Source organism: Chlamydiales bacterium (genome assembly GCA_031292375.1).
Taxonomy (GTDB): Bacteria; Chlamydiota; Chlamydiia; order Chlamydiales; family VFKH01; genus JARLHF01.
Map to the genome: position 1 here is coordinate 1 of JARLHF010000054.1, position 26101 is coordinate 26101.

The following is a 26101-nucleotide window of genomic DNA, read 5'->3' on the forward strand; positions in this document are numbered from 1 at the left end:
AAGAACATGCTGTCCACAAGGCTCAAGTATTAACCTATTTACGATTAACAAGACTTAAGCTAGGGCTGGTACTTAATTTTGGGCAAGGACGGCTTATTGATGGATTAACTAGAGTGGCTAATGATCTGTAACTCTCTGCGCCACCGCGTCTCTGCGTCTCTGCGTAAAAGATACTCGTTGGCAAATTGAACTTGTATTTAAGCGTTTAAAATCTTTAGTGGGATTAGGACATCTACCTAAACATGATGAAATAAGTGCAAGAGCTTGGCTATATGGAAAGTTATTGACAGGGCTTTTGGTAGAAAAATTAATTGGGTATGCAAAAGCCATTTCCCCCTGGGGTTATTTGTAATAAGATAAACAGTAATTGGCGTAACTTTGAATTCATGCTACACCAAGTTCAAAGCGCACTTAATCCAAAAATTTCCTTACAAAGAACTGTCAACAATTGGCAAAAGATCTGTCTGAATCTATCTGAAAATAATCGAAAGCGCAAAGAGCACCTGTCTCATTACGATTTTCGTTAGGTTAGCGCTTATGGTGCTCTGCACGGGGAGCGACGGCACGCGATAGGCCTCATAATTTATTATGAGGCCGTTCTTCAAAGTTATAGTCAGCCCATATTTGTGGAATACTAAGTAAAAAAATAAAAGTTTGAATTAATTCATTTTATTATCTAAAACATTGTGTTTAAATAACTTAAATATGTTTTTTATCCAAAACTTGCGTTAAAACATAGCAAATTGATTTCTAAGATGAAGTACGGGTCTCTGTTTGGTAAATGTTCGACTATTTCATCTATCAAAATAATTAAATCTATTGCAGCTCGATAAACGTCTAATTTTTCAGTTCTCTTGTGATATTGCGAAGTCAACATAAATTTTATTTTTTATTGTAAAAAAATATGGATCATAGTAATAATTTCGGCAAATCCTAAACTTTTCTTGGGATAAAAGAAAAACAGTAAGTACGCAGTATAAGGAGGAGCAATGACAGCGATAGGACAAACAAATCGTACATCACAAAATGGGGTGCCTTATCACAAAAGCTCTAACATGTTTTCTAGAGAGCTTCCGAGAATAATAAAGAATATTAATCTTGTAGCGCTGCCTGCTATAGCAGTGTTTGCACTATCCATTCTCCCAGGAGCTGATGGTGGACCACTTTCTTATTCAGCCTGTTGCATAGCCTGCACCGCTCTGTTACCACCTGCTATTCCAGCATGTTTAAGTATGTGTTTAGGCTTCCTTTTTCTACCTTCACCTTAAGAAATTTTTAATATCTCTTTAAAACTCAGGAAAATTATATGTCAGTACAACCAACAACTTCCACTAATTTATACCCAGTAGCACAAACTACTCAAAGTTCTACAGCACGTAATAATCGTTCACCTACGCTTCTCTCAAAGATCACAACTGTTGCACTTTCAGCCATCGCTCTTTTTGTTCTGGCCAATATTCCAGGAGCTAATGCTGGACCAATGGCTTATGCTCTTTGCGTAGAAGCATGCTTTGCTGCCACAACTTTGTGCCCTCCCTTGATGCCTGCCTGCGTATTTGCTTGCATACCTCTCCTTGGAGCTCCCACTCCATAAATATCTTGGCATGGGTTTTTTCCCATGCCAAGCCCACGTTCTTTAAAAGTGGCGTTTTAATGATGCTAAAACCGAATACTACCTTTGTTGCATAAGTTTTTTGAAAGAATTTAAAACATAGCAAATTGATTGCCAAGATGAAGTACGGGTCTACTTGTACATGTATTAAAAAGAGCCATCAAACGGATTTTAGCATCCGTTAACCATGAATTTACTGGGTCTTTATGATAGTGGCAAATAGTTCTATACACCCATGAGATTCCCTGATAAGTAGACTGAATAACAGATGGCAGCGCTAATATAACAGCTACAATGCTTATAACGTGACGCGGATGCCAAGGATTAATTGCAAAAACCGTGTTAGGTCCAAATACCTTTTCTAACTGCGCTGTTGAAAAAACAAATCCTACTAACACAGAAATAACAAAAACTCCAGGACGAGATACCTCAGCACTCAAAATCAGAGAAATCTTAGCGCAAATAAAGATCACTTTATTTGCTAATTGCATCCATTTAGGAGTATCTACACTAGACTCTGTAGAAATTTTACGCCCTTTTAAAATGGCATAAACTTCCATAACACCAAAAACAAATGTTATACTACTTACAACATTTTTGATACCTTCTTTAACTGCAGGCTTATTTAAGACGTATAACAATACATTTCTTTCATTAGAAATAGAATGTGACATTTTTCTGAATTCCCGTTGAGAATAAACTCTCATTGTCCTAATGTTACACACAAACAACTTAAAATCTCAAGGAAGTAAAAACTCATGGATTTTGCATTAATTGGCTATGGAAAAATGGGGCGCATCATTGAAAAAATTGCAGCTGAAAGAGGCCACTCTGTTTTGGTAAAAATAGATCCACTCATCGACTCTCAAAATTCTGCTGCTAAGACTTTACTACAAGATGTAGACGCTTGCATCGATTTTAGCCATCCAGATGCCGTTATAGATCATATAGATCTCTGTGCTTCTGTAGGAAAACCCCTAGTCATTGGTACTACGGGATGGTATGAGCACTTACAGGCAGCTGAAAAAAAAGCCAACCAAGCTAATATAGGTGTTATCTGGTCTGCAAATTTTTCTCTTGGTATCAATCTTTTTATGCATGTCGTAAAAGAATCAGCCAAAATTTTTAACCCTTTTACAAGTTACGATGTAGCTGGCTTTGAAATTCATCATGAACAGAAGATAGACAGCCCTTCAGGAACTGCTAAAAGGCTTGCAGAAACACTTTTAGAAGAACTTACAAACAAGAAAAAAATTCTTTATGAAACTGTAAATCGAAAAGTTGAAAAAGAAGAACTCCAATTTACGAGCCTACGAGTAGGTCATGTGCCAGGCACACATACTATCTACTTTGACTCCCCTTCTGATACCATTACGCTCACACATACAGCTAGAAACAGAGAAAGTTTCGCAGAAGGCGCTGTTATTGCAGCTGAATGGATTGTTGGAAAAACAGGTTTCTTTACTATCGATGACCTCATGAATCAATGGAATGCACAATGAAAAAAATAGAACTTCAAGGCACCTATACAGCCCTTATTACCCCATTTTCTCAAGACGCACTGCAAGTAAATGAAGACTCTCTCAAAAAGCTTATCCACAGACAACTTGAAGAGGGTATTGATGGACTTTTAATCTTAGGTTCAACAGGAGAAGCTCCAACACTTTCCAGAAAAGAACAAGATCGTGTTATTTCACTCACAGTAAATGAAGTTAATAGAAGAGTTCCTGTCATGGTAGGAACGGGTAATTATTCTACAGAACAAACTATTCTCAACACTAAGCGAGCAGAAGAACTCGGCGCTGATATGGCTCTTATCGTAACCCCTTACTACAATAAGCCTACACCTGAGGGCATCTTTAGGCATTTTAAAGCCATTGCAAAAAGCTCTTCTCTTCCCATTATCATCTATAACACTCAAGGACGCACTGGAAAAAACATTAATCCACCTCTTCTTAAACGCCTTTCTGAAATAAAAGAAATCATAGCCATTAAAGATTGTTCTGAAAACATTGACCAAATGATGGATTTCATCAACCTAGTTGTAAAAGAGCGCCCTGACTTTAAGGTTTTAAGTGGCGATGATTCCATGACTCTTCCTTTAATTGCATTAGGAGGTCATGGAATCATTTCAGTTGCTAGTAATTTAATTGTTAAGCCACTTGTAAAAATGGTCTATGCTGCATTAAATGGTGACTTTAATAGCGCAAGAAGCATCCACTATGAACTGCTTCCCCTTTTTAGAGCTCTTTTTATAGAGACTAACCCCATACCCATTAAGACTATCATGGACCTTTGTGGCTATCATGCAGGCCCTTTGCGCCTTCCCTTATGTGAAATGTCAGAAGAAAACACATCTGCGCTACAAAACGTACTCAAAAACTTAAAAATGAAAATCTTATGAAAAAAATCCCTGTAGGCGTACTTGGCGCAACTGGCATGGTAGGCCAGCACTATTTAAACCTTTTGGATAATCACCCTTGGTTTGAAGTTGTCTTTCTTGGGGCCTCAGAAAAGTCTGCAGATAAAACTTATGAAGAAGCTATTCTCAACAGATTTTTTCTCAAAAGCCCTCTTTCAAAACGCTTACTTAACCTAAAAGTACAAGCCGTTTCTTCTGATCAAAACTTATTAACACATGTTAAAAGAAACTGCAGCTTTGTCTTTTCCGCTCTAGATACCACTACAGCAAAATGTTATGAAGAAGTATGGGCGCAGGCGGGCATTCCTATTGTTTCTAATGCTTCTGCACATAGAAATAGCGAAGATGTACCTGTACTGATACCTGAAATCAACCCACATCACTTAAAAATCATTCCTATTCAAAAAAGAAATAGAGGCTGGGACAATGGGTTCATTGTTACAAAACCAAACTGCTCTATCCAATCCTATATTGCACCTCTCTTTGCCATAAATGCCCAATTTCCCATAAAACGTGTCATCGCACTCACCATGCAGGCAGTAAGTGGTGCTGGATGGCCAGGGGTTTCTTCTCTAGATATCCTTGGAAATGTGATCCCCTTTATTTCTGGTGAAGAAGAAAAGAGTGAAACAGAACCATTAAAGGTACTAGGAACCATCAAAAACGATAAAATTGTACCTAATCAGGATCTTGTCTTTTCTGCTCATTGCAACCGAGTATCCGTTTTAGACGGTCATCTTGCCTGTATCAGTATAGAGCTTGCAAAAGACATCCCAGATAAAGATGAAGTTCTGCACTTATGGAGTATATTCAAAGGCAACACACACGTGCAAAGCCTTCCTTCTTCCCCAAAACAGCCTATCATCTATTTAGAAGAGGAAAACCGCCCCCAACCAAGATTAGATTGTGAGCGTGAAAAAGGAATGACCACTTGCGTTGGCAGGCTCAGAAGCTGCAATGCACTACACTTGCGCTTTGTTGGACTCTCTCATAACATAATCCGAGGAGCTGCTGGTGGAGGAATCCTAAATGCTGAACTCCTCCATGCTCTTGAATATTTCTAGAAACTACTCTTCTTCATCTTCTTCGAAGCCTTCAAAGTCCTCATCGTCAAACTCTTCGTCATCAAAATCCTCATCATCGAAGTCTTCATCATCAAAATCTTCGTCGTCAAAGTCCTCATCATCGAAATCTTCATCGTCAAAGTCCTCGTCAAGATCGCTTTGTTCGCTCACATCCTTACTCATACTCGATAAATTGCCTGAAAGTAACATTTGCATCACCTCTTCTAACTGAGAGCGATCTAATTTTTGAATCATGTTTTCCTCTATAAGTCTAAATTAAGTTTCGTACAATTCTAGCTCAAGCTAAATTGTTCCTAATAATTTAAGTTTCAGCATAATTTCTGCAAAGCTAAAATTGCTTTTGCCACAACTTTAATACACAAACAAGTTCAAGAATTGGTTTTTGAACTTGTTTGTGTATATTCATAATCTCCTGAAATATGCATTTGTTCATTTCAGAAGGATTAAAAGTTAATCGATTTTCTCCTAAAAACATGCCTAGTTACAAAAAAATCACTCATTTCCATCCAAAACTTCCGTTTAAAGAAGCAAATAGTATAAAATCGAAACTCAACAGCTTCTAATCTTTTTGGTATTTTGACATGAGCATTATCTCCATTGCATTTACTCTCTTTCTAATCATGAATTCTCTTGGGCTCGTTCCTCTCATACTTGCCCTTCTTAAAAATGCAGAACCCAAGCTTCAAAGACGTATTCTCTTGAGAGAAATGTTTGTGGCTCTTGGTATCATTCTTGCTTTTAACTTTCTTGGAGACTTTTTCTTTAATTGGCTTAACATCAGCCAATCTAACATTCAAATGGCAGGAGGATTAATTCTCTTTCTTATCGCCATACGCATGATTTTCCCAGGTCCCAAAAAAATAGAATCTTCTGTACCAGAAGAACTTCCCTTTGTAGTGCCAATAGCTACACCCCTAGTTGCAGGTCCTTCTCTCTTAGCTACAATCATGTTTTATGCAAAAGAGAATAGCACGCCTAAAATGCTTTTAGCTATATTTCTGGCATGGATTGCAACAACCATCATCTTTCTTTGTGCTCCCACGCTTAAAAAATTCATTGGAGACAAAGGACTTACAGCATTTGAGCGCCTCATGGGATTACTTTTGACCCTAATTGCCGTTCAAATGTTCTTGCAAGGACTAGCTCAGTTTATTGCTCACTTATCACCTTCACTTGCAACATGAAAAATCAGGAGACAAGAAAAAGCTTATGACCACAGCTCAAATAGCAGCAACTCTTTTTTTGATTATGGATCCATTTGGCAATGTGCCCGCTTTTATTGCACTACTTAAAAACTTTGATGCAAAAAAACAGCGCCGCATCATCTTCCGTGAACTTTTAATTGCTCTTGGTATTATTTTACTCTTTAACTTTCTTGGAGATGAAATTCTCTCTATGATTGGGGTAACACAAGCTACTGTGCAACTTGCAGGTGGTATTATTCTATTTTTAATATCGCTACAAATGATTTTTCCCAAATCACATCATGCCATTGCACAACCAGGGGAAGAACCCTTCATTGTTCCTCTTGCAGTTCCTCTTATCGCAGGCCCTTCTATCATTGGTACGGTAATGATTTACGCACATCAAGAGGGTGATTTCTTCAAAACTACACTTGCCATTCTAATTGCATGGAGCGCAAGCACTCTCATATTACTTGCATCCTCATGGATGCAGCGTATTTTTGGCGCCAGGGTTCTCATTGCAGGAGAGCGGCTTATGGGACTTATGATGACCATACTTGCTGTCAATATGTTTACAGATGGAATCCGCACCCTTGTAACTTAATGCAAAATATTATTTTAACCGTTGCATATGATGGAACCCATTATCTTGGCTGGCAAAAAAACCAAGAAGGAAAAAGCATAGAAGAGGCCTTAGAGAAGACCTTATCTCAAATACTCCAGGAAAAAATTATATTGCAAGCCGCAAGTAGAACAGATGCAGGCGTCCATGCAAACGAGCAAATTGTAAATTTTTTCTCTTCTCATCATATTGAGCCAAAAAAGCTGCAAATGAGCCTTAACGCCCTGCTACCAAAAGATATTACCATAATAAATGTGCACCCTGCGCTAACACATTTTCATCCTACACTGGACTGCATTGCTAAAGAATATCACTATTATATCTGCAATCACCACTATCAACTCCCCTTTCATCGAAATTATTCTTGGCACTACTTTTATCCACTAGAATTGCCTTTAATGCAAAGAAGCGCCTCCTTACTCATTGGTAAACATGATTTTGCAACTTTTTGTAATACAAAAAAAAATGAAGTTTATACTCATACAGTTAGAAATTTGACTTCCATAGAAATTATTCCTCTCCCACAAAATCGCATTTGTTTTAAAATCGTTGGTGAAAACTTTTTATATAAAATGGTTCGTAATATAATTGGCACTCTTGTTTATATTGGAAATGGCAAAATACCAATAAACAAGTTATCAAGAATTCTTGAAAGTTGCGATCGTACGCAAGCTGGTATCACTGCACCTGCGCATGGTCTCTTTCTGCACAAGGTCTATTATCCCGGAGGAATCTTTAATGATACAACGCAATGATCCTTGCTGGTGTGGAAGCGGGCAAAAATGGAAAAAATGTCACTATCCAGAAACAGTGAATAAAAATCCTAAAGATTTAGCTCAATACTACTTTGAAAAATACAAAATTATTTTAAAAACAAAAGGACAAATTGAGGGAATAAGAAGAGCTTGTAAACTTGCAAGTCTCATCCTTGATAAAACTTGCTCTATGGCAAAAGCTGGCATTACAACAAATGAGCTCAATGCCTTTGCACATAAACTCCATAAGGATGCAGGAGCTATTCCAGCCCCCCTTCACTATGGTCATCCACCTTTTCCAAAAAGTATCTGTACTTCTCTAAACGAAGTTATCTGTCATGGCATTCCCAACGATATTCCTCTAAAAGAGGGCGATATCCTCAATATTGATGTAAGCCCTATTTTACATGGGTTTTACGGAGATTGCAGCCGCATGGTCATGGTTGGAGATGTAAGCGCAGAAAAACAATTGGTAACTGAAGTATCTTATGAGTGCCTAATGCGCTCTATTGCCATATTAAAGCCAGGTGTCTTGCTCTCTGCTATAGGAGATATAATTGAGCCTTACGCCAACTCTAGGAATTGCTCTGTTGTCAATCAATTTGTCGGACATGGTGTTGGCGTGCATTTTCATGAGGAGCCTCAAGTAGCACACAACAAAAATAAACTAGATATCCCCCTTGCTGCTGGCATGACTTTTACAATTGAGCCTATGATTAATGCAGGTGTGCGAGAACATACATTAGACTCTAACCAATGGACAGCAAGAACTCGTGACAAAAGAGCAAGCGCTCAATGGGAACACACCGTATTAATCACCGAAGATGGTCACGAGATCCTAACTCTCTGCACGTCATAAATCAAAAAACAATAAAAATCGGAAAATATTTTTAATAACTTTACACAATATTAATAATTATTATTTAAAATACTACTTTCACACAAACCAAAATAAAAGGTATTTTTATGAGTAGTATATTACCACCCCCTTATTCTTATCCTAGTCATTGTAGAGCAGCTCCTTCTGCGCCTCTAGCACCACCAGTTGCTCCATCGAGCGCTTCAACTTCTGCTTTAGCAAAAGTTGTAGGCTCTCTCAATGGCAAAAAAATCGTACTCCATGTAGCAACACAAAAAAAATATATGATTTTTGAGGCTAATCAAGAATCCAAGCGTCTTATCGCTTTTCCATACAGAGACCACGCTGCTGCTAAAGAAGATAAGGATCTCATAAACCAAATTTCTATAACTTCTTTTGGCATAGGAATAGGCGCGTCTGCTGTATGGACAATTACAGGATGCGTAACACTTGGAACAGGACTTGCAAGTGCAGCCATTGTTACAACGATTGCTCTTGGGATTTTTGGTGCTGGTCATCTTATAATATCTTTATACTATGAAGCAGACCCTGAAGAAATAATAAAACAGCGCAATAATTCCTTTGCAAACTACCATACTGATTCTCAACAAAGCAATATAACTCCACGTGAAAAAAGAAAGTTATTTAAACAATCATATACAAGGGCCTTCTATCCTACAGTGATGTTCCGTGATTTTTACGAGCTTGTTAAAGCTAACTGCGCAACAATTGCAGAGAGAAGAGCTCTTAACGTGATCTCTGCAATGGGTTCAGAACAATGTGGTACAAAACCAAGAGAGTTTATAACCAACTTTGAAGCATCTTCTAAAGAATTTAGTGACTCAACTTTAGACTTTGATACAACAGAGGCTATTTTGTCAGCATTAAGCTCAAAATAAAAACTAATCTACATCAATTCACTGATAATTTCTTGAAGAGTATTAACTTCCCTTTCTAGGGAAGTTTTTTCTTTTTCTTGAATATGAATGAGCTTGACAAGCCTTTTTAAATAGGAATCATCGCTAAAAAGGCCTTCTTGCACCTCTTTTTGTAATGCTAAATACTTGCCCTCTAGCTCAAACAATTCAACACGAGTTTGTGAGAGGACCTGAGATTTTTCTTCAAATTGCACTCTTAACTGCTTGTACATGGCATCTTTTTCTTTTAATGCCTTTATTTCAGCATAAAGAAGCTCAATATCCTCCTCTTTAGAAGGTATTGCCACATCTATTACTCTTTCAGATTTTAAAAGAGCAATCTCATTCATACAGCTCTCTAAATCTTTTGCTATTAGGTCCCGCTCATTTTGAATCCCAGTAATTGTAGCCTGCAGAGCTTCTTGAGCGCTTTTTTCTTTCTTAAGCAAAGAGGCATAAATCAAGTCTCTATCTTGTTGTGCCGCCAGTACGTTCTCTTTTTCTACAATGAGCAACGACTTACTTTTCTCTAATTGCAGCAAATCTTTTTCTTGTACACGGAATTTAATACGCAATTTTGCAAGTTCATTATTTTTTTGCAAAACTTCTTCTGCAACACCTACAAGCTCACGTTTATACTCCTCTAATACTTCTTGCAAATTCTCTTTTAAAAAAACATTTTCTTCTAATTGGCTTCTTGCTTCGTTGTGAAAAAGCAATGCTATTTTTTTCACCTCTGAAAATGAAAATAGAGTTACAACTAAACCTGCAGACAATACTACAGCAATGCTTAACCCCCAAATACGCTCGTAAAACGTACCTTCTACAAGTATAAATAAACAAACACAAAAAAGAAGAGCTAAAGACCAATATAATCCCTTCCAGTCCCATTTCCAACAAATTGGCAAAACCACTAAAGACATTGCAGGCATCAAAAACAGCTGTGGAGATAAGCGAAAAACACCTATTAAAAATGCTGAAAGAATTATAAATGGTCCAAGGGCTGCCCAAAACTCTATTCTCTTTTCAACACGCTGTAGCATAGGGTATAAGTCCTAAATTTCTTTTAAAAATCATCTAAATCATCGGGCTCTGGCTCAAAATCTTCAAGTGTCTTAGATTTTTTTCCAGCAATTACCCTTGCAATGGATAAGCTCCAAGCAACAATGATGTAGATCCAACTAACTGCCATAAAAAGGAGTGCGAAATGATAAAAAACACCATACAACAGTAACACAGCCATTAAAACAGTGATAAAAACCAAATGAATAGACTTTACACGAAAGTGCAAGGCTTTTGCGCTTGGAAATTTCCAACGGCTCACCATAAAATAACCAAGAACTACCATTGTAGCAATTAATACGATTGTTTTAGTATCAGAAGAAAGGGAAAACCATCTTTCAAAATCATCAGAAACCAAAAATAAATTCATAGAAATGGCAGCTATTGCTGCAACTGTTATAGGAAGACCTGTAAAATGCTTATTATGTGTTTTTTGAAGCAATTCATTTTTTTTACTTTCCAAGCTCTTTACATTGAAGCGTACAAGGCGAAGAACACCGCAAACAGAATAGATTAAAGCTCCTGTCATTGCAAAAAAGGATAACTCTGAGCCTTGCGGTGCAGAAAGAGTCTTTAAAATTGTCACAGTTGGGGCAACTCCAAATGTAATTGCATCAGACAACGAGTCAAACTGACAGCCAAACTCACTTTCAGCATGAATAAACCGTGCAATTGCACCATCCAAAACATCTGCAACACCCGCGATTAAAAGTAATATTGCTGACATGTATAAGAGAGAATAAGTACTAGTTCCAGGCTCTATCATGTTCATTCTAAAAATGACAAAAAGACCACATGCAAGGCCAAAAGCCGTTACCAGATTAGGTATTAGATAAACTTTTCTCATATTTTCCTAAATGAACTCCTAAAATTCCTTCAAAATACTATCTCATGTTATACACAAACAAATTCAAGAATTGGTTTTTGCATAACATGAGATACTATTAAAAAATCCGTTTTTTAGCAACCCCTTAAAGTGCAAATTTATAATTATAAGTATGTTACAATCGACTTATCTCGATGAAATAACTATTTTTCAACGCAATTCCTTGCCGCTGAATTAGATGTGTTATCCTCTTTCTTTTTTATAGACAGAATTGGCGCATTCTCTATATATAGTGGGTTCAGAAAAACAGGTATACCACAGGTTGTAGTCAAACTGCGCCATAAACCTCAAATTTAACAAAACTTTATACAATAATTTTAATCCAAAGAGAATCAATATAAATGATGACACAAGCAACACTAGATTCCTCCCTTTCCATTGATAGCATCACAACAGTAAGCGTTGTTAAGCGCAATGGAATGCTTGTTCCCTTTAGAAGGGACAGAATTACCAACGCACTAGAGGCCGCCTTCCGAGATACCAAAAAAATCTCAAAAACAGACTCTTTACCCTCCGATATTTACCGCTCTATCCAAGCTGTTGCTGATTTAGTAGTCGAAGAAGCACTCAGATTATCACAACAAGGAGCTACATTAAGTGTTGAGGGAATTCAAGACCTCGTTGAACAAAAACTCATAGAAACAAATCATATCGACGTTGCAAGGGACTATATCATCTACAGAGATCACCACAAGTCCCTACGTGATGATTCTCCACGTAATTTAAAAATTTTAAGAAGTGATGGAGTCTCCTATGTTCGCTTTAACCCCATAAAAATTTCTGAGTCACTTGAATTTGCCTTTCGAGAGGCTCTAAACATCCATGGTAGAATGCCCGACCAGATCATCAATGCAGTCAACCAACTCACAAATAAAGCTGTAGAAAGTGCAATGAATGCTGCAAAGCTGGGCCAAGTTGTCAGCGTCGAATTTATTCAAGATGAGCTTGAAAAACACCTTATGGCAACAGGTTTTTACAAGGTAGCAAAACACTTTATCTTGATAAGAGCTCTTCGTCAAAAAGCGTCCACATCAACAACAGAAGAAGAAAAACTACAAGCGCAAGAAATACCTACCAAGAGCTTTCATGTCCTTGCATCCAATGGAACAAGTTATACGCTCAATGATATCATGCTCAAAATGCGTATTGCCTATGCGTGTAAAGGTCTTGAAAACTTAGTCTCTGCGGATGCAATCCTGGAAAGCACGATCTCTCAATTTTATGAAGGTATCAAAGAGAGTGAAGTGGACCTCTCTTTAACAATGGCAACAAGAACAAAAATCGAAACGGAACCTGCCTATTCAAAAGTTGCAGCAAGGCTCTTACTTGATGAAATTTATAGAGAAACAATTGGTGTTTTAGCATCTGACAAAAACTTAAAAGAAAAACATGAAAAGCATTTTAAAGAATATATTCAATTTGCAGTAAAAGTAGAGCGCCTATCTCCTGTGCTTTTAGAATTTGATCTAGATGCGCTTGCCAAAGCCATGAAATTAGAGCGCGATTTGCAATTCGAATACCTCGGAATTCAAACCCTTTACGATCGCTATTTCATCCATCATCAACAAAAACGTCTAGAGACGCCTCAATACTTTTGGATGCGTGTTGCTATGGGATTAAGCATCAATGAGGGCAAAGAGCGAACATCTCGAGCGATAGAATTCTACAATATTCTTTCCTCTTTCCTGTTTGTTTCTAGCACGCCTACACTCTTCAACGCGGGAACAAAACACTCTCAACTTAGCTCTTGCTATCTCTCTACTGTCATGGATGATTTAGAAAACATCTTCAAAGTAGTTGCAGATGATGCACAACTCTCAAAATGGGCAGGAGGCATCGGTAATGACTGGACAAATGTTAGAGCAACAGGAGCCGTCATTAAAGGTACTAATGGACATAGTCAAGGCGTTATCCCTTTCTTGAAAGTTGCAAACGACACAGCAGTAGCTGTAAACCAGGGAGGAAAGCGCAAAGGAGCTATGTGCGCCTATCTTGAAACTTGGCACCTAGATATCGAAGACTTTTTAGAGATGCGCAAAAACACAGGTGATGAGAGAAGACGCACCCACGATATGAATACAGCCAACTGGATTCCAGACCTATTCATGAAGCGTGTAATTCAAAACGCCCATTGGACTCTTTTTAGCCCAAGTGATGCCCCTGACTTGCATGACCTTTACGGATCTGCTTTTGAAAAGCGTTATATCGAATATGAAAAAATGGTTGATGAGGGCAAAATTAAGTTATTCAAACGTATAGAAGCAGTCCAACTCTGGAGAAAAATGCTTGGAATGTTATTTGAAACGGGACATCCCTGGATTACCTTTAAAGACCCATCCAATATCAGATCCCCACAAGATCATGTAGGCGTTGTTCACAGTTCTAACTTGTGCACTGAAATCCTTCTTAATACCTCTAAAGACGAAACTGCCGTATGTAATTTGGGCTCTGTCAACTTAGCCTTTCACTGCACATCTAGCGGACTCAACAAGGAACTTCTTGCATCAACCATACGTACAGCTGTTCGTATGCTCGATAATGTCATTGACATTAACTTCTACCCAACAAAAGAAGCAAAGACTGCAAATATTAGACATCGCCCCATAGGTCTTGGCCTCATGGGCTTTCAAGATGCTCTCTACATCCAAAACATTAGCTATGCAAGTCATCAAGCGGTACAATTTGCCGATGAAAGCATGGAGATGATCTCTTACTATGCAATCCTTGCATCCTCAGAACTTGCAGTAGAGCGCGGCACTTATTCCTCCTACACTGGATCAAAGTGGGATCGAGGCTTGCTCCCTATCGACACTATAGACCTGCTTGAACAAGAGCGCGGTGTTTCCTTAGAAATGGATAAAAGCTCTACCATGGATTGGGATGTTGTGCGCGCACATATCAAAAAGCATGGCATGCGCAACAGTAACACGATGGCAATTGCTCCAACTGCAACCATTTCTAATATTACAGGGGTTACACAGTCAATTGAGCCTATGTATAAACACCTTTTTGTAAAGTCTAACCTCTCTGGTGAATTTACAATACCTAGCATCTATCTTGTTAATGCATTGAAAAAAATTAACCTCTGGGACGAGGAAATGTTGGATGACCTAAAGTACTTTGATGGATCGATCTTAGAAATTGAGCGCATCCCAGAAAGCATTAAATCCATCTACTTAACTGCCTTTGAGATTGAACCTGAGTGGTTAATTGAGTGTGCAAGTAGAAGACAAAAGTGGATTGATATGGGACAATCCCTCAACTTATACCTCTCAGAGCCTAGTGGTAAAAAACTACACAATATGTACCTCTATTCTTGGAAAAAAGGCCTAAAAACAAATTATTACTTAAGATCTCTTGGGGCTACACAAATTGAAAAATCTACAACAGATATCAACAAACGTGGATTACAACCTCGTTGGATGAAAAACAAGTCGGCCTCTAGTAACATCACAGTAGAACGTGATGTGCAAAGTAAGCCTACAACACAAGCGTGTACACTTGGCGAAGCGTGCGAAAGTTGTCAATAACAAAAATTTAAAAACAAGGTAATTAAACGATGCTCTCATTTGATGAACTAGATCTTGAGGAATCAAGAATTAAAAGCAGCACAAATGCTTCTGAAATAGACCCCAAGGCTACTGACCAACGCGTCAAAGTTAAGGACAAGCGCTTAATCAACTGTAACCAAGTAGATGTCAATCAACTAATGCCCCTAAAATATAAATGGGCATGGGAACATTATATTAACGGATGTGCTAACCACTGGATGCCAACGGAAGTTCCTATGGCAAAGGATATAGAACTATGGAAATCTAAAGTGCTCTCTGATGATGAAAGAAGAGTCATCATGCGTGTGCTTGGCTTCTTTAGTACTGCAGAAAGCCTTGTAGGCAACAACTTAGTGCTAGCAATCTTCAAGCACATCACAAACCCAGAAGCTCGCCAGTTTCTTTTGCGTCAAGCTTTTGAAGAAGCGATTCATACACATGCTTTTCACTATATTGTTGAATCTCTAGCTCTCAATGAGGGTGAAGTATTTAATATGTATAATGAAATCAACACCATTCACGCTAAAGATCAATTTGAGATGCAACTTACAGCTGATGTAATGCAAGAAAATTTCTCTACAGAGACACCTGAGGGCGCTCAAAAATTTCTAGAGAACTTAATTGGCTTTTATATCATTATGGAAGGCATATTCTTTTATAGTGGCTTTGTGATGATGCTTTCTTTTTTAAGACAAAATAAGATGACAGGCATCGGAGAGCAATTTCAGTACATTCTAAGAGATGAAACTGTACACCTAAATTTTGGCATCGACCTTATCAATGGTATCAAAGAAGAAAACCCCGGTCTTTGGACCTCTACATTTCAAGCACATATCATATCCATTGTTAAAAAAGCAGTTGAATTGGAAGCGCTTTACGCTCAAGATTGTCTTCCTAAAGGTATCTTAGGCCTAAGTGCTTCGATGTTTAGAGAATATGTACAATACATTGCTGACAGAAGATTAGAGCGTATTGGTCTAAAGCCCCAGTATGGCTCAAAAAACCCTTTCCCCTGGATGAGTGAGACAATTGACCTTGGGAAAGAGAAAAACTTTTTCGAGACCCGTGTTACGGAATACCAATCGTCCTCGAATTTGAAATGGTAAGGTCCTTTACCTTGCCAAACTGCGTAAGGGCTTATAAAAGCCCTTACGATATTATACAAACAAGCTCATGGTGGATACAAAATAGATAAGAGACCCTCCGCCTCATCTTTAGTGCATCCTTCTAGCACTTTTGTATCATATATAGGCCTAAAGCGGAGTTTATCTTCTTTAACATCCCATTCAATAGATGTTTTAAAGCTTATTTTAAGCTCAAAGTCTATATAAACATTGACGGTACCAAAATAGCTCATCTTCTGTAAATCATGAGATACCCTAACAATAGGCCCACCAAACCTGGGATGCACTGTATGTCCATTAAATTCATTAACTACCCTGCTCCAAGGAACTCTTTTAAGGATATCAGGGCGATCAAATCGTATAAAAGGAGCACCCATCAAGATGGAACCCGTTGTTTGCTGACAAAAAGCCTCAATATTGTCTAGGTTTGGTATGCTATCCAATTTTTTTTTAATTTCTTCTGTCTTACCTTCAATTTCTTTTGCCTTTAACTCTTCTCGCTCAGCTAATAAACCCCTGACTTTTTCTTCTGGAAGATCTTGATCCCTATCATCCTTTTCATCATCGAAATACCAATATTGCCTATTCCAATCTTTTTCAAACGATTTTTTCACCTCTTTCATAAAGGCGCTTTTTTCTTCACCGCTATAACTCATAAGGACATCAAATACCTTGCCATCTGGTGCAAGATCAATAACACCTTCATCTAAAATTTCTATTTGCCTTTTAAATGTAAGGTAATCTAGCAAGTTATTTGAAGTATTTAAATCTACTTCGTGACTTATACACCTCTTAAAAACCGCTTGCATATGGCTTAGCTTTGTAGTGTCTGCTTCTTTAATCTTACTTTGCAAACCACTCATAGAGGAAGGCTCTTTCAAACAACTCAGCGCTGTAGATGCTGCCATCATAAATACCATTAAATTGGTGCGAAAACCAACTACATTAAGTACCCAAGCAACCGCCCTAAAAAGAATATTCATACGGCTAAGCTTGCCATCTATCATTCTATATTGATAAAGATGATTGTAAGACTCATCTAAGCGCACAAAATCATTGATCAATTGATCTGAATTAATAGTTGACATCGTTTTAATTACTCCTTACAAATCCAAACAAGGCTTCCTTCATCTACTTCATCAAATAGGGCAATGATATCATTTGTGGCCATGCGTACACACCCATTGGACTTTGGCACGCCAAGATCCTCTTCATGGTTTGTTCCATGTATATAGATGTTTCTTAAATAACTATCTACAGAAACTCCTTGCTTATTTTTACCCTGGTTGACGCCCTTTTCTAGTCCTTCAAGATAAAATATTCTTGTAAGCACAAGATCATCTTTGTCATACTTTTTATGTGGATTCCAAACTTCTCTTGTATTCTTACGCACAATAAAAATAGTATAAGGAGGAGCATCTTTTCCAAACTTGGAGGCTATAGAGTGAAGACCCAAAGGGGTTTTATTACTTCCCATAGCCTCTCCAACACCATTTTTTCCAGTAGAAACTTTATAAGACTTAACCAATTTACCTTGTCTGTAATGAGATAAAGCTTGATCATGCACTCTAATAACCAGTATGTCTTTAGTAGGAATATGGTGTAATCTCTTGAGAGCTGCACACAAATCCACAGGAATTGTATCTGCAAACAAAAAAGCACCGAAACAAAAAAAGATCATCAAAAAAGAAAAAAAATTCATTCTAACTTAAATACACTATACACCTTAATTTTTTTCATTCTATCTATGAATACTTTTGATTAAAAGTGATTTATACACAAACAAGTTCAAGAATTGGTTTTTGACAACGCGAAAGCTTTAGCGGCTCAACGATCATAATCAACTCCATATGCTAATATTGAGTTGATTATGATCGTTGAGCCTCGGGGATTTGGCGCAGTCAAAAAACAATTCTTGAACTTGTTTGTGTATATACAATTGAGGAATTCCCGCAGCAAAAATTCCCGGAAAAATTTAAAAAATCATTACGACAAGATGATTTCCAATTTTGAGCTTTCCTATGGAGGCTGCCCTAGGTATAGGCCTTAGGTGCATTCCCTATTAAAACAGAGTGCAAAATTTTCATCTCTTGATAAGAACAACTCTCTTGTACTTTTACGTCATACATAGGACGAAAAATAAGCCTATCTTCCTTCCTATCCCAAATAACTTCTATATTACCCACAACAGCAGGTTGTTTATTTTCATTAACTAACATCTCACAACGCACTTGAAAACTTATTTTTTCAAAATTGAGAGAAAAAGTCATAGTAAGTTCTTTTATTAAAAGTAATGCTAAAGGAAAACCTTCAGTATCGAGCATCTTAGCTACCCTAACAAAGGGAATATGTTGTTTAATTTCCTCTGAAAAAGCTCCATTACCCATCATGATTGCATTGCCAATCGTTTGATTACAAAAAGCTTTTATTTCATTCGCCTCTTCAGAATTAGAACACCCTTTAGAAATTTTATTCTTAAGATCATCAAGAATATCTTTTCCCCGGTAAATGCTCAAAATCTCAAACTCATCTTCAAAACACCAAATAATTCTATCAACATCCCTAGCAAACTGATCAATAAGCGCTGCTTGAGACATAGGCTCTGTGCTACTGCCTCGAGTAATTTGCCTATATGCATCCATTGCTCTAGTGCCTACTGCGCCTTCTGCGGTAAGTTCAAATGTCCCAGCATTTAGCTTCTCAATTTCCAATTTTAAACATTCCTGCTCAATATCCCGAGCCCGCTGTTTTAATGTCATCATGACTGTTACATCGTCTAAAACCATGCTAGGAAGCTCACATTTAACTTCTTCTTTATTTTCTCCCACTATTAAAAGTCTTGCTGCAGCTTGCTTAATACTCTCTATAAGGTCAGGCTCTAACCCCCCCTCTTCAATGAGTTTGATCACTTCATCCAAATTATCTCTAAGTGTAACAAAATACCTAGAGAGAACTCCATCATAGCTTAATTTAGAAAAGCTCACGAGGTTTTTAGCTCTGAGAAAAAGGCTTGAAAGTACACCCAATCTTTCAACTTTATCACCTATAATGCAACACTGCCGCAAACCACCTGTTCTTATGTGACATTCTACTCCAACAATCACGTTTATTGCGCTAACAACCTCCTTACGGATATCTACAGAATTGGAACAACTTGTATTCATAACAGCCTGATTTAAGTTTAAGAAGCTGCTATTCTCATGCTTACAGGCATTTTTTTCAATTTAATTTTTTAGATTGAATTGAAAAGAATGTTCATTTTTTTGCAAAGCTGCTATACATTTCTATTCGCAAATTATCATTTCTGGAGCCTCATTACATGCAAGAATTAAATCAAACAGGAGACCTTTACAAAGAGTTTGAGTTAACAAAAATTCTGCCTATTTCTGAATTACAATCGACACTGAGAGAACTTGTCCACCTTCCAACGGGCGCACAAATCATGCATTTGGAAAATAAAGATCCTGAAAATGTCTTTTCTTTGCTTTTTAAAACACTTCCCTCAAGTTCTAATGGATCTGCTCATATCGTCGAACACACAGTCCTTTGCGGATCAGAAAAATTCCCTATAAAAGACCCTTTTTTTTCTATGACGAAAAGAAGCCTTCATACCTATATGAACGCACTTACAGGACCCGATTTCACATGCTATCCTGCAGCATCGCAAGTACAAAAAGACTTTTATAACTTGCTTGAAGTGTACTTAGATGCTGTATTTAAGCCTCATCTTAAGCATTTAAGCTTTTTACAAGAAGGACACAGACTAGAATTTACTGACCCAGAAAATATTCAAAGCCCCCTTATACACAAAGGCATCGTTTTTAATGAAATGAAAGGCTGTCTTGCATCTCCAGACACCCGATTATGGAAAAAAATGATGCAATTTCTCTTTCCAACACTACCCTACGGGTATAATGCTGGAGGTGATCCTGAAGAAATTGCAAAGCTTACCTACCAAGAGCTTTTGGATTTTTATAAGACTTACTATCATCCAAGTAGGTGTCTTTTTTATTTCTACGGAAACATCCCCCTGCAACAGCATTTAGATTTTTTACTAAAAGAAACACTGAGCTCTGTAAAAAAAGCAGACCCTCTACCTGTCCTCAATCAAGAATTAAGATTTAAAACTCCACAATTTCATACTGATGTATATCCTTTAAGTGATGAAAAAGAATTATCTGAAAAAGTCATGCTCTCTATTGGCTTTTTGACATGCTCCATCAAAAATCAGCGGGACTGGCTAGCTCTTCAAGTGCTAGACCTTGTGCTCATGGGAACAGATGCAAGTCCTTTAAAGCAAGCTCTTCTCAAGTCCCACCTTTGTAAACAAGCAGATTCCTACATCGATAGTGACATGACAGAAGTGCCCTTCATATTTATCTGTAAGGGGTGCACAGAAGAAAATGCAAAAAAAATAGGCCCTTTTATCTTAAAAGCTCTTGCACAGATCATCAAAGATGGGATTTCAGAAGAACTCATCGAATCTGCCATCCATCAACTAGAATTTTCTAGAAGTGAAATTACAGGCACACACTCCCCCTTTGGCCTCTCCCTATTCATGCGCTCTGCCCTTCTAAAACAACATGGCGTAGAAGCTGAAGAGGGCTTAAAAATTCATTCTCTTTTTGATATGCTAAGAAAGAGTACAAAAGATTTACAGTTTCTACCATCTCTCATCACTAAATATTTCATAGACAACCCCCATCAAGTAGAGCTCATCATGAAGCCAGATCTTGCACTTTCTGAAAGGGAGTTAATGCAAGAACAAGAAGAATTGAAAGAAGTTCGCAAAAAAATGAGCGAATATAGTGCTAAAGAGCTTGTAGAACAAACTAAAAAACTCAAACTCTTTCAAGAGGAGCAAGAGCACAATGACATCGAAGTGCTACCAAAAGTAACTCTTGCTGATGTGTCTGAGAATCCAAAAGAATTCACCCTAATAAAAGAAAAGCATAAAGGACTAGACGTTCTATACCACGAATGCTTTACAAACCAAATTGTCTATGCGGATCTGCACTTTACAGCGCCCCCAATCGAAGTTGATGAACTTGTTTACTTGCGCCTATTTTGCACCTTCCTTCCAGAAATAGGTTGTAAAGACCGCACCTATCAACAAAACTTAGAATACATCCAGAATAATATTGGAGGGATCAACGCCTTTTTTTCTCTACATGTACACGCCGAAGATTCTCATCTATTTAAACCCACTTTTGGATTTAAAGGCAAAGCACTGAAAAGAAAGGCTGACAAGCTATTTTTACTCATCAAAGATATGATTGAATCTGCAAACTTTGGCGAAAAAATTCGTCTTAAAGAACTATTGCAACAACATCTATCTAGCTTAGAGAGCAGCCTGACAAGTAATGCCCTTAAATACGCTCTTCATCTTTCTACCAGGTCTTTTTCCATACCCAATTTTATAACTGATTCACTCTATGGTCTTAGCTACTTACAATCCCTTCGCAGTATCGCTCAAGAATTTGAAAAAGATCCAAACACCCTCATCAACCATTTAAAAAGCTTGCAAGAAAGGCTCATGGGAATAGAAGATGCAAAACTTGTTATCAGCGCAGATCTTGATTCCTATAACTATCTAAAAACGAATGATTTTTTTGGTCTTGCTGCTCTATGTAAAAAACAAAACGTACCTTTTTTCCATAATTATTCAATACCAGAAGCACATTCTCAGGCACATATCCTCTCAGCTCCCGTATCCTTCAATAGCATGAGCCTTCCTATCATTTCCTACGCCCATCCAGACGCAGCTTATCTGAACATTGCAACGCAGCTTTTTGAAAATAAAGTGTTACATAAAAAAATTCGCGAACAAGGTGGTGCTTATGGGGGAGGTGCATCTAGCAACACACTTACTGGCTGTCTAAGCTTTTACTCCTATAGAGACCCTCACATCGCTCTTTCGCTAAAAGCATTCAAAGAATCCGCCGAATCCATTGCTAAAGGTGCATTTGATGCAAGAGATATAGAGGATGCTCAATTAGGTCTTTTACAAGATTTAGATGGACCCATAGCCCCTGGCCACAGAGCCTCTGTAGCTTTTTCTTGGCTTCTTGCTGGAAAAACCTTTGATAAGCGCAAAAAATATAGAACAACTCTTTTAAAAGCCACTAAAGAAGATATCCAAAGGGCTGTTAAAGAACATATCTTACCTCACTTAAATCAAGGGATCATCGTCTCATTCGCAGGAAAAGCATTACTAGAAAAAGAAATGCCCCTATTAGAAAAAGAAAACTTTCCTAAATTACCTCTATACACGGTATAAGCTATGCAAACAGATCTTAACTTCTTACGTAACTATTTCAAAAAAAACCAAGAGTCTATACTTTCCGATTTTTTCTCTTTTTTACGCTTTCAAAGTATCAGCCAAGATGCAAGTCACCTTCCTGAAATGGGTAAGTGCCTTAATTTTCTAAAAGACTACTTAGAGAAAATAGGCTTTGAAACAGAAAAATGGGAAACACATACACATCCTGTACTTTTTGCTAAATGGATGAAGGCAGGACCTGAAAAGCCCACCATTCTTATCTATAATCACTACGACGTGCAACCAGTTGATCCAATCGAAAAATGGGAAACACCTCCCTTCGAGCCCTCCATTCGAAATAATGAAGTCTTTGCAAGGGGTGCACAAGACAATAAAGGGCAATGCTTCTATGTACTTCTGGCTCTTAAAGCCATTTTAGAGAATGAAGGCTCTCTTCCTGTCAATGTAAAGCTATGCATCGAGGGAGATGAAGAGATTGGAAGTGAAGGCCTTAAAAAGCTTGCCCCTTTCAAAGAAAAGGAATTAAAAGCAGATCACCTACTCATCGTAGATGTCGGTATTAAGAGCAAAGAATCCCCTGCCATTACTTTAGGAACAAGGGGTATTTTAGGCATGCTCTTGGACCTAAAAGGATCTTCTTCCGATTTACACTCGGGCGAGCATGGAGGCATCGTTGTCAATCCCATCCATGCACTTGTGGATCTTCTTGCAAAACTACATTCTCCGTCTGGAAGAGTTATGGTCCCAGGTTTTTATGATGACGTTTTAGAACCCACAAAAGAGGAAAAAAGTCTCATCGACTTCTCTTTCGATGCAGCAGAATATGAGCACAATTTCCACGCCAAGGCATTGGGAGGAGAAGACAACTATACACCTCTAGAGCGTGCCTGGATAAGACCTACCCTAGAAATAAATGGCATCTGTGGTGGTTACACAGGAATTGGCCTCAAAACAATTATTCCAGCAATGGCCCATGCCAAAATAACGTGCAGGCTAGTTGCAAATCAAAATCCTGACAAAATCGGAGTTCTTGTTACAGAATTTTTAAATGAGCATAAACCCAAAGAGATGCATTTACATATCGACACATGCCACGGAAGCCCTGCTATTAAAACAAGCCCTCATTCAACTATAGCTAAAGCTGCAACCACAGCTTATAGTGAAGTGTTTGAAACGCCTTGTAAAATGATCATGGCAGGCGGTTCAATTGGAGTTAGTGAAACACTTGTAAAAGCAAGCCATGCAGAACCGATCTTTTTAGGTCTTGGGCTTGCAGACGACCAAATTCATGCACCGAATGAACACTTTGGCATAGATCGCTTAGAAAAAGGAATGCTCATCATTGCAAGAATTTTACAAACTATCGTTTAAAATAGCCTCTCGATAATTTTTCATGAGGCGCACCATGTAGTGCAAATTATGGATAGATGCAAGACTTCCTGCTGTTTGCTCTTTAGCTTTAAATAGATGGTGCAAATAACCTCTTGTAAAACATCTGCAAGCAAGACAATTGCATCCTTCTTCAATAGGATCAAAGGCATGTACATTACTTCCTTGCGTAAGCTTTAAAGGGCCATTTTTTGTAAAGACTACACCATGGCGAGCTGACTTTGTAGGATAAGAGCTATCAAATGTATCAAATCCAAGCGGAACACATTTCTGCAGCGAGGGAAGATCTGCTATACCAAGCAAGTGATTAGGTTTATCTTCTGGTAAAAAAGGTGTTAAAAACTGAAGCATGTCTACCATTTCATCTCGATCTTTTCCAAGACTACCCCCCACTGCAAAACCATCAAAGGGAAGGCTAGACAAATATTCACAGCTCTCTTTTCTAAGCATTTTATCCACCCCACCATGTATAACAGCATAGAGGGCCTGATTTTTTTTATCTTTTAAGTGTTCTTCTAAAGAGCGCTTTTCCCAGCGATGTGTTCTTGCAAGCGACTTTTTTAATTCATCAGAAGCTATGTGATAGGGAGGCAATTCATCTAGTGGAATGATAATGTCTGCCCCAAATATTTTTTGCGCTTGTATAGAAGATTCTGGAGTAAGCATGATCTTAGCACCATCTCGATAGGAGCGAAAAAGCACCCCCTCTTCAGAGATCTTGATAACGCTTCCTTCGCTTTTTTTTGTACCCTTACTCTTTAACTCACTTGCAACGGACCCATAAGCCAAACTAAAGACTTGAAAGCCTCCTGAGTCCGTAATGATAGGGCCTTTTCTATTGATAAAAGCATGCAAGCCACCTGCCTTTTTAACCACTTCAAGGCCTGGCTGCAAAAGAAGATGATATGTATTACAAAACATGAGCTGCAGCTCTACAGCACTCACAGCATCGTTATCCAGCGCCTTCAATGTACCATTTGTTCCAACGGCTACAAAATTTGGGGTATCAATCACTCCATGTGGAGTATGGATCTTTCCAACCCTAGCCCTTGACTTCTTCGACTGATAAATCACTTCAAAACGAAATGTGCTCATGTAATTTTTCTTCTCTCTTCTTCTTTTTCAATAAAAAATAACCAACCAAAGGGGCACTTATGATAAGCGAAAAGCACTTAATAATAAAACTAAACAAGACAATAGAAGAGAGCGAAAGTAAAATCCCATAAAGACCAAGATAGGTAAATAGCAAAGTATCTAGCAGCTGTACGACACCTACAACCAAAACAGTCCTAATAAGTACATATCTACCATTTGCTATTTTCTGTAAAAATGCAGAAAATGCAACATTCATCAAAGAGGATACCAAATAGGCAACAAGGGATGCAAGCACAAGCCTTGGCATTGTACCCAAAATATTTGCATAATGCACATGCATCGTATCACTGGAGCTTGGCTGATAAGCAAGCTGTATCCATGACATGATTGCAAAAATAACTAGGAGATAAAAACCTAAAAAAACAGCTCTTTTTGCAAACTTTTTTCCATAAAATTCATTGAGCAGTGCAATGCCAATAGAGCCACCTACAGAAAAAGCATCACTTGCTGTTACGCTCAAGCCAAATAGCTCTATCTGCTTAAGCACGAATAGATTAGCAAATATCCAGGAAACTACCGTTGTTGCAAGAAGAAACTCCTTGCTCACTCGAAGGGCTCCCAAAATAAACGTAATCGTCAAAAGAGCATGAAAAATAAATAATAATTCGTTTAACAAGTTTTTTCATCTTTTAGAAGAGAGCGTTTTGCAACTACGGAAAATATGTTTTTAGAATTAGGATACTTACCTACAACTACATTAAACTCATCCATTTTAAATTTATATCTCCCCTTCACTAGTATAACTTCTGGCAAATGAGCCAATTTAATAAATACGCCAAGACCTGCAAGAGGAATCAAGATGGGATAAACGAACAAACTACTTACAACAGCAGCAACCGCTAACATTAAGTTGCCTATTGATGTATTACATCTTGCTTCATGAAGCTGTTCTATAACAAAACCACGAAATCTCTTTAGAGGGGAGCACAAACACTCTCCTCTGAGCTCTGATGAGTGATAAAGGCCCCCTAAATGCTCACTAACATGCATAGCTATCTCCTTAATTAAATAACAACTATAATCCATTAAAAATTTAAAGATTAAATAAAGATTAAGTAATAGACTTCTTGCGTAATTACATTTGCTTGTTAAAATTGTCTTTTTTGACATCTTTATCGTTAAATTTTTCAACCATATGTTCACATATGCTTGAAAAATTTATCAATAAATCTACTCAAAAAATTTCAATTTTTCT

The 26101-nt window shown here is 37.8% G+C and carries 24 protein-coding genes and 1 pseudogene; 15 read left to right on the top strand and 10 right to left on the bottom strand.

Features of this window, described 5'->3' with window-relative positions:
- Positions 1-175 precede the first annotated feature (175 nt).
- The 3 genes and pseudogenes from P4L16_06865 (at position 176) to P4L16_06875 (ending at position 1594) form a co-directional block, all read left to right on the top strand.
- Positions 176-352, top strand: a pseudogene (locus P4L16_06865) (transposase).
- Between the two features lie 637 nt (positions 353-989).
- Positions 990-1268, top strand: coding sequence for a hypothetical protein (locus P4L16_06870; GenBank protein MDR3624841.1), 279 nt, complete (start codon positions 990-992; stop codon positions 1266-1268).
- Between the two features lie 38 nt (positions 1269-1306).
- Positions 1307-1594: a hypothetical protein gene (locus P4L16_06875; protein ID MDR3624842.1), complete on the top strand. Its 288-nt coding sequence runs from the start codon at positions 1307-1309 to the stop codon at positions 1592-1594.
- Positions 1595-1704: 110 nt separating this feature from the next.
- Here P4L16_06875 and P4L16_06880 read toward each other — a convergent pair whose 3' ends face one another.
- Complete coding sequence (locus P4L16_06880; GenBank protein MDR3624843.1) at positions 1705-2286, bottom strand: hypothetical protein; 582 nt, start codon at positions 2284-2286, stop codon at positions 1705-1707.
- 84 nt (positions 2287-2370) lie between these two features.
- Between P4L16_06880 and dapB the strand changes: the two genes are divergently transcribed.
- From dapB to asd, 3 genes are read left to right on the top strand one after another with little or no spacing between them, the layout of a single operon-like run.
- A complete protein-coding gene (gene dapB, locus P4L16_06885) occupies positions 2371-3114 on the top strand; it encodes a 4-hydroxy-tetrahydrodipicolinate reductase (protein MDR3624844.1) in 744 nt (247 codons plus the stop codon).
- Positions 3111-4016, top strand: coding sequence for a 4-hydroxy-tetrahydrodipicolinate synthase (gene dapA, locus P4L16_06890; GenBank protein MDR3624845.1), 906 nt, complete (start codon positions 3111-3113; stop codon positions 4014-4016). Before dapB ends, dapA begins: the two co-directional genes overlap by 4 nt.
- Positions 4013-5098: an aspartate-semialdehyde dehydrogenase gene (gene asd, locus P4L16_06895; protein MDR3624846.1), complete on the top strand. Its 1086-nt coding sequence runs from the start codon at positions 4013-4015 to the stop codon at positions 5096-5098. The genes dapA and asd overlap by 4 nt, the downstream gene beginning before the upstream one ends.
- Positions 5099-5101: 3 nt before the next feature.
- Here the strand turns inward: asd and P4L16_06900 are convergent, their stop codons facing one another.
- Positions 5102-5353, bottom strand: a complete 252-nt coding sequence (locus P4L16_06900; GenBank protein MDR3624847.1) for a hypothetical protein — start codon at positions 5351-5353, stop codon at positions 5102-5104.
- 347 nt (positions 5354-5700) lie between these two features.
- Between P4L16_06900 and P4L16_06905 the strand changes: the two genes are divergently transcribed.
- From P4L16_06905 to P4L16_06925, 5 genes are all read left to right on the top strand, one after another.
- Positions 5701-6303, top strand: a complete 603-nt coding sequence (locus tag P4L16_06905; protein MDR3624848.1) for a MarC family protein — start codon at positions 5701-5703, stop codon at positions 6301-6303.
- Between the two features lie 25 nt (positions 6304-6328).
- Positions 6329-6907 (top strand): MarC family protein, encoded by a 579-nt coding sequence (locus P4L16_06910; GenBank protein ID MDR3624849.1) that lies wholly within the window; start codon positions 6329-6331, stop codon positions 6905-6907.
- Positions 6907-7680 carry a tRNA pseudouridine(38-40) synthase TruA gene (gene truA / locus P4L16_06915; protein MDR3624850.1) on the top strand — a complete coding sequence of 258 codons (774 nt, stop codon included), beginning with the start codon at positions 6907-6909 and terminating at the stop codon, positions 7678-7680. The genes P4L16_06910 and truA overlap by 1 nt, the downstream gene beginning before the upstream one ends.
- On the top strand, positions 7667-8539 hold the full coding sequence (locus tag P4L16_06920) for a methionyl aminopeptidase (GenBank protein MDR3624851.1): 873 nt from the start codon (positions 7667-7669) through the stop codon (positions 8537-8539). Before truA ends, P4L16_06920 begins: the two co-directional genes overlap by 14 nt.
- Positions 8540-8646: 107 nt before the next feature.
- Positions 8647-9438 carry a hypothetical protein gene (locus P4L16_06925; protein ID MDR3624852.1) on the top strand — a complete coding sequence of 264 codons (792 nt, stop codon included), beginning with the start codon at positions 8647-8649 and terminating at the stop codon, positions 9436-9438.
- A gap of 8 nt (positions 9439-9446) precedes the next feature.
- On the opposite strand, the gene P4L16_06930 is transcribed toward P4L16_06925, so the two are convergent.
- On the bottom strand, positions 9447-10499 hold the full coding sequence (locus P4L16_06930) for a hypothetical protein (protein MDR3624853.1): 1053 nt from the start codon (positions 10497-10499) through the stop codon (positions 9447-9449).
- 23 nt (positions 10500-10522) lie between these two features.
- On the bottom strand, positions 10523-11365 hold the full coding sequence (locus P4L16_06935) for a phosphatidylcholine/phosphatidylserine synthase (GenBank protein MDR3624854.1): 843 nt from the start codon (positions 11363-11365) through the stop codon (positions 10523-10525).
- 383 nt (positions 11366-11748) lie between these two features.
- On the opposite strand from P4L16_06935, the gene P4L16_06940 reads away from it, so the two are divergent.
- Together P4L16_06940 and P4L16_06945 are read left to right on the top strand one after the other, a co-directional pair.
- The gene (locus tag P4L16_06940; GenBank protein ID MDR3624855.1) at positions 11749-14934 is read left to right on the top strand and encodes a ribonucleoside-diphosphate reductase subunit alpha; all 3186 of its coding nucleotides are present in this window, start codon (positions 11749-11751) and stop codon (positions 14932-14934) included.
- A 29-nt stretch (positions 14935-14963) separates the two neighbouring features.
- Entirely contained in the window at positions 14964-16061 is a 1098-nt protein-coding gene (locus P4L16_06945; protein MDR3624856.1) for a ribonucleotide-diphosphate reductase subunit beta, read from the top strand.
- A gap of 65 nt (positions 16062-16126) precedes the next feature.
- Here the strand turns inward: P4L16_06945 and P4L16_06950 are convergent, their stop codons facing one another.
- The 3 genes from P4L16_06950 to P4L16_06960 all read right to left on the bottom strand — a co-directional run bounded on the left by P4L16_06950 (position 16127) and on the right by P4L16_06960 (position 19243).
- Positions 16127-17167, bottom strand: coding sequence for a hypothetical protein (locus tag P4L16_06950; protein MDR3624857.1), 1041 nt, complete (start codon positions 17165-17167; stop codon positions 16127-16129).
- Positions 17168-17175: 8 nt separating this feature from the next.
- Entirely contained in the window at positions 17176-17733 is a 558-nt protein-coding gene (locus P4L16_06955) for a L,D-transpeptidase (GenBank protein MDR3624858.1), read from the bottom strand.
- A gap of 379 nt (positions 17734-18112) precedes the next feature.
- Positions 18113-19243, bottom strand: coding sequence for a hypothetical protein (locus P4L16_06960; protein ID MDR3624859.1), 1131 nt, complete (start codon positions 19241-19243; stop codon positions 18113-18115).
- A 155-nt stretch (positions 19244-19398) separates the two neighbouring features.
- On the opposite strand from P4L16_06960, the gene P4L16_06965 reads away from it, so the two are divergent.
- A complete protein-coding gene (locus P4L16_06965; protein MDR3624860.1) occupies positions 19399-22359 on the top strand; it encodes an insulinase family protein in 2961 nt (986 codons plus the stop codon).
- 3 nt (positions 22360-22362) lie between these two features.
- Positions 22363-23733 carry a dipeptidase gene (locus P4L16_06970; protein MDR3624861.1) on the top strand — a complete coding sequence of 457 codons (1371 nt, stop codon included), beginning with the start codon at positions 22363-22365 and terminating at the stop codon, positions 23731-23733.
- On the opposite strand, the gene tgt is transcribed toward P4L16_06970, so the two are convergent.
- From tgt to P4L16_06985, 3 genes are read right to left on the bottom strand one after another with little or no spacing between them, the layout of a single operon-like run.
- Positions 23716-24846, bottom strand: coding sequence for a tRNA guanosine(34) transglycosylase Tgt (gene tgt / locus P4L16_06975; protein MDR3624862.1), 1131 nt, complete (start codon positions 24844-24846; stop codon positions 23716-23718). The genes P4L16_06970 and tgt overlap by 18 nt on opposite strands.
- The gene (locus tag P4L16_06980) at positions 24827-25522 is read right to left on the bottom strand and encodes a queuosine precursor transporter (protein ID MDR3624863.1); all 696 of its coding nucleotides are present in this window, start codon (positions 25520-25522) and stop codon (positions 24827-24829) included. Before P4L16_06980 ends, tgt begins: the two co-directional genes overlap by 20 nt.
- Positions 25516-25896 carry a hypothetical protein gene (locus tag P4L16_06985; GenBank protein ID MDR3624864.1) on the bottom strand — a complete coding sequence of 127 codons (381 nt, stop codon included), beginning with the start codon at positions 25894-25896 and terminating at the stop codon, positions 25516-25518. The genes P4L16_06980 and P4L16_06985 overlap by 7 nt, the downstream gene beginning before the upstream one ends.
- Between the last annotated feature and the right edge of the window lie 205 nt (positions 25897-26101).

Coding starts and splice junctions, on each gene's coding strand:
- dapB (MDR3624844.1), top strand. CDS start 2,371: ATGGATTTTGCATTAATTGGCTATGGAAAAATGGGGCGCATCATTGAA.
- P4L16_06965 (MDR3624860.1), top strand. CDS start 19,399: ATGCAAGAATTAAATCAAACAGGAGACCTTTACAAAGAGTTTGAGTTA.
- P4L16_06950 (MDR3624857.1), bottom strand. CDS start 17,167: ATGTCAACTATTAATTCAGATCAATTGATCAATGATTTTGTGCGCTTA.
- P4L16_06870 (MDR3624841.1), top strand. CDS start 990: ATGACAGCGATAGGACAAACAAATCGTACATCACAAAATGGGGTGCCT.
- P4L16_06970 (MDR3624861.1), top strand. CDS start 22,363: ATGCAAACAGATCTTAACTTCTTACGTAACTATTTCAAAAAAAACCAA.
- P4L16_06985 (MDR3624864.1), bottom strand. CDS start 25,896: ATGCATGTTAGTGAGCATTTAGGGGGCCTTTATCACTCATCAGAGCTC.
- P4L16_06905 (MDR3624848.1), top strand. CDS start 5,701: ATGAGCATTATCTCCATTGCATTTACTCTCTTTCTAATCATGAATTCT.
- P4L16_06935 (MDR3624854.1), bottom strand. CDS start 11,365: ATGAGAAAAGTTTATCTAATACCTAATCTGGTAACGGCTTTTGGCCTT.
- P4L16_06960 (MDR3624859.1), bottom strand. CDS start 19,243: ATGAATACAAGTTGTTCCAATTCTGTAGATATCCGTAAGGAGGTTGTT.
- tgt (MDR3624862.1), bottom strand. CDS start 24,846: ATGAGCACATTTCGTTTTGAAGTGATTTATCAGTCGAAGAAGTCAAGG.
- P4L16_06945 (MDR3624856.1), top strand. CDS start 14,964: ATGCTCTCATTTGATGAACTAGATCTTGAGGAATCAAGAATTAAAAGC.
- truA (MDR3624850.1), top strand. CDS start 6,907: ATGCAAAATATTATTTTAACCGTTGCATATGATGGAACCCATTATCTT.
- P4L16_06900 (MDR3624847.1), bottom strand. CDS start 5,353: ATGATTCAAAAATTAGATCGCTCTCAGTTAGAAGAGGTGATGCAAATG.
- P4L16_06910 (MDR3624849.1), top strand. CDS start 6,329: ATGACCACAGCTCAAATAGCAGCAACTCTTTTTTTGATTATGGATCCA.
- P4L16_06880 (MDR3624843.1), bottom strand. CDS start 2,286: ATGTCACATTCTATTTCTAATGAAAGAAATGTATTGTTATACGTCTTA.
- P4L16_06940 (MDR3624855.1), top strand. CDS start 11,749: ATGACACAAGCAACACTAGATTCCTCCCTTTCCATTGATAGCATCACA.
- asd (MDR3624846.1), top strand. CDS start 4,013: ATGAAAAAAATCCCTGTAGGCGTACTTGGCGCAACTGGCATGGTAGGC.
- P4L16_06930 (MDR3624853.1), bottom strand. CDS start 10,499: ATGCTACAGCGTGTTGAAAAGAGAATAGAGTTTTGGGCAGCCCTTGGA.
- P4L16_06925 (MDR3624852.1), top strand. CDS start 8,647: ATGAGTAGTATATTACCACCCCCTTATTCTTATCCTAGTCATTGTAGA.
- P4L16_06875 (MDR3624842.1), top strand. CDS start 1,307: ATGTCAGTACAACCAACAACTTCCACTAATTTATACCCAGTAGCACAA.
- dapA (MDR3624845.1), top strand. CDS start 3,111: ATGAAAAAAATAGAACTTCAAGGCACCTATACAGCCCTTATTACCCCA.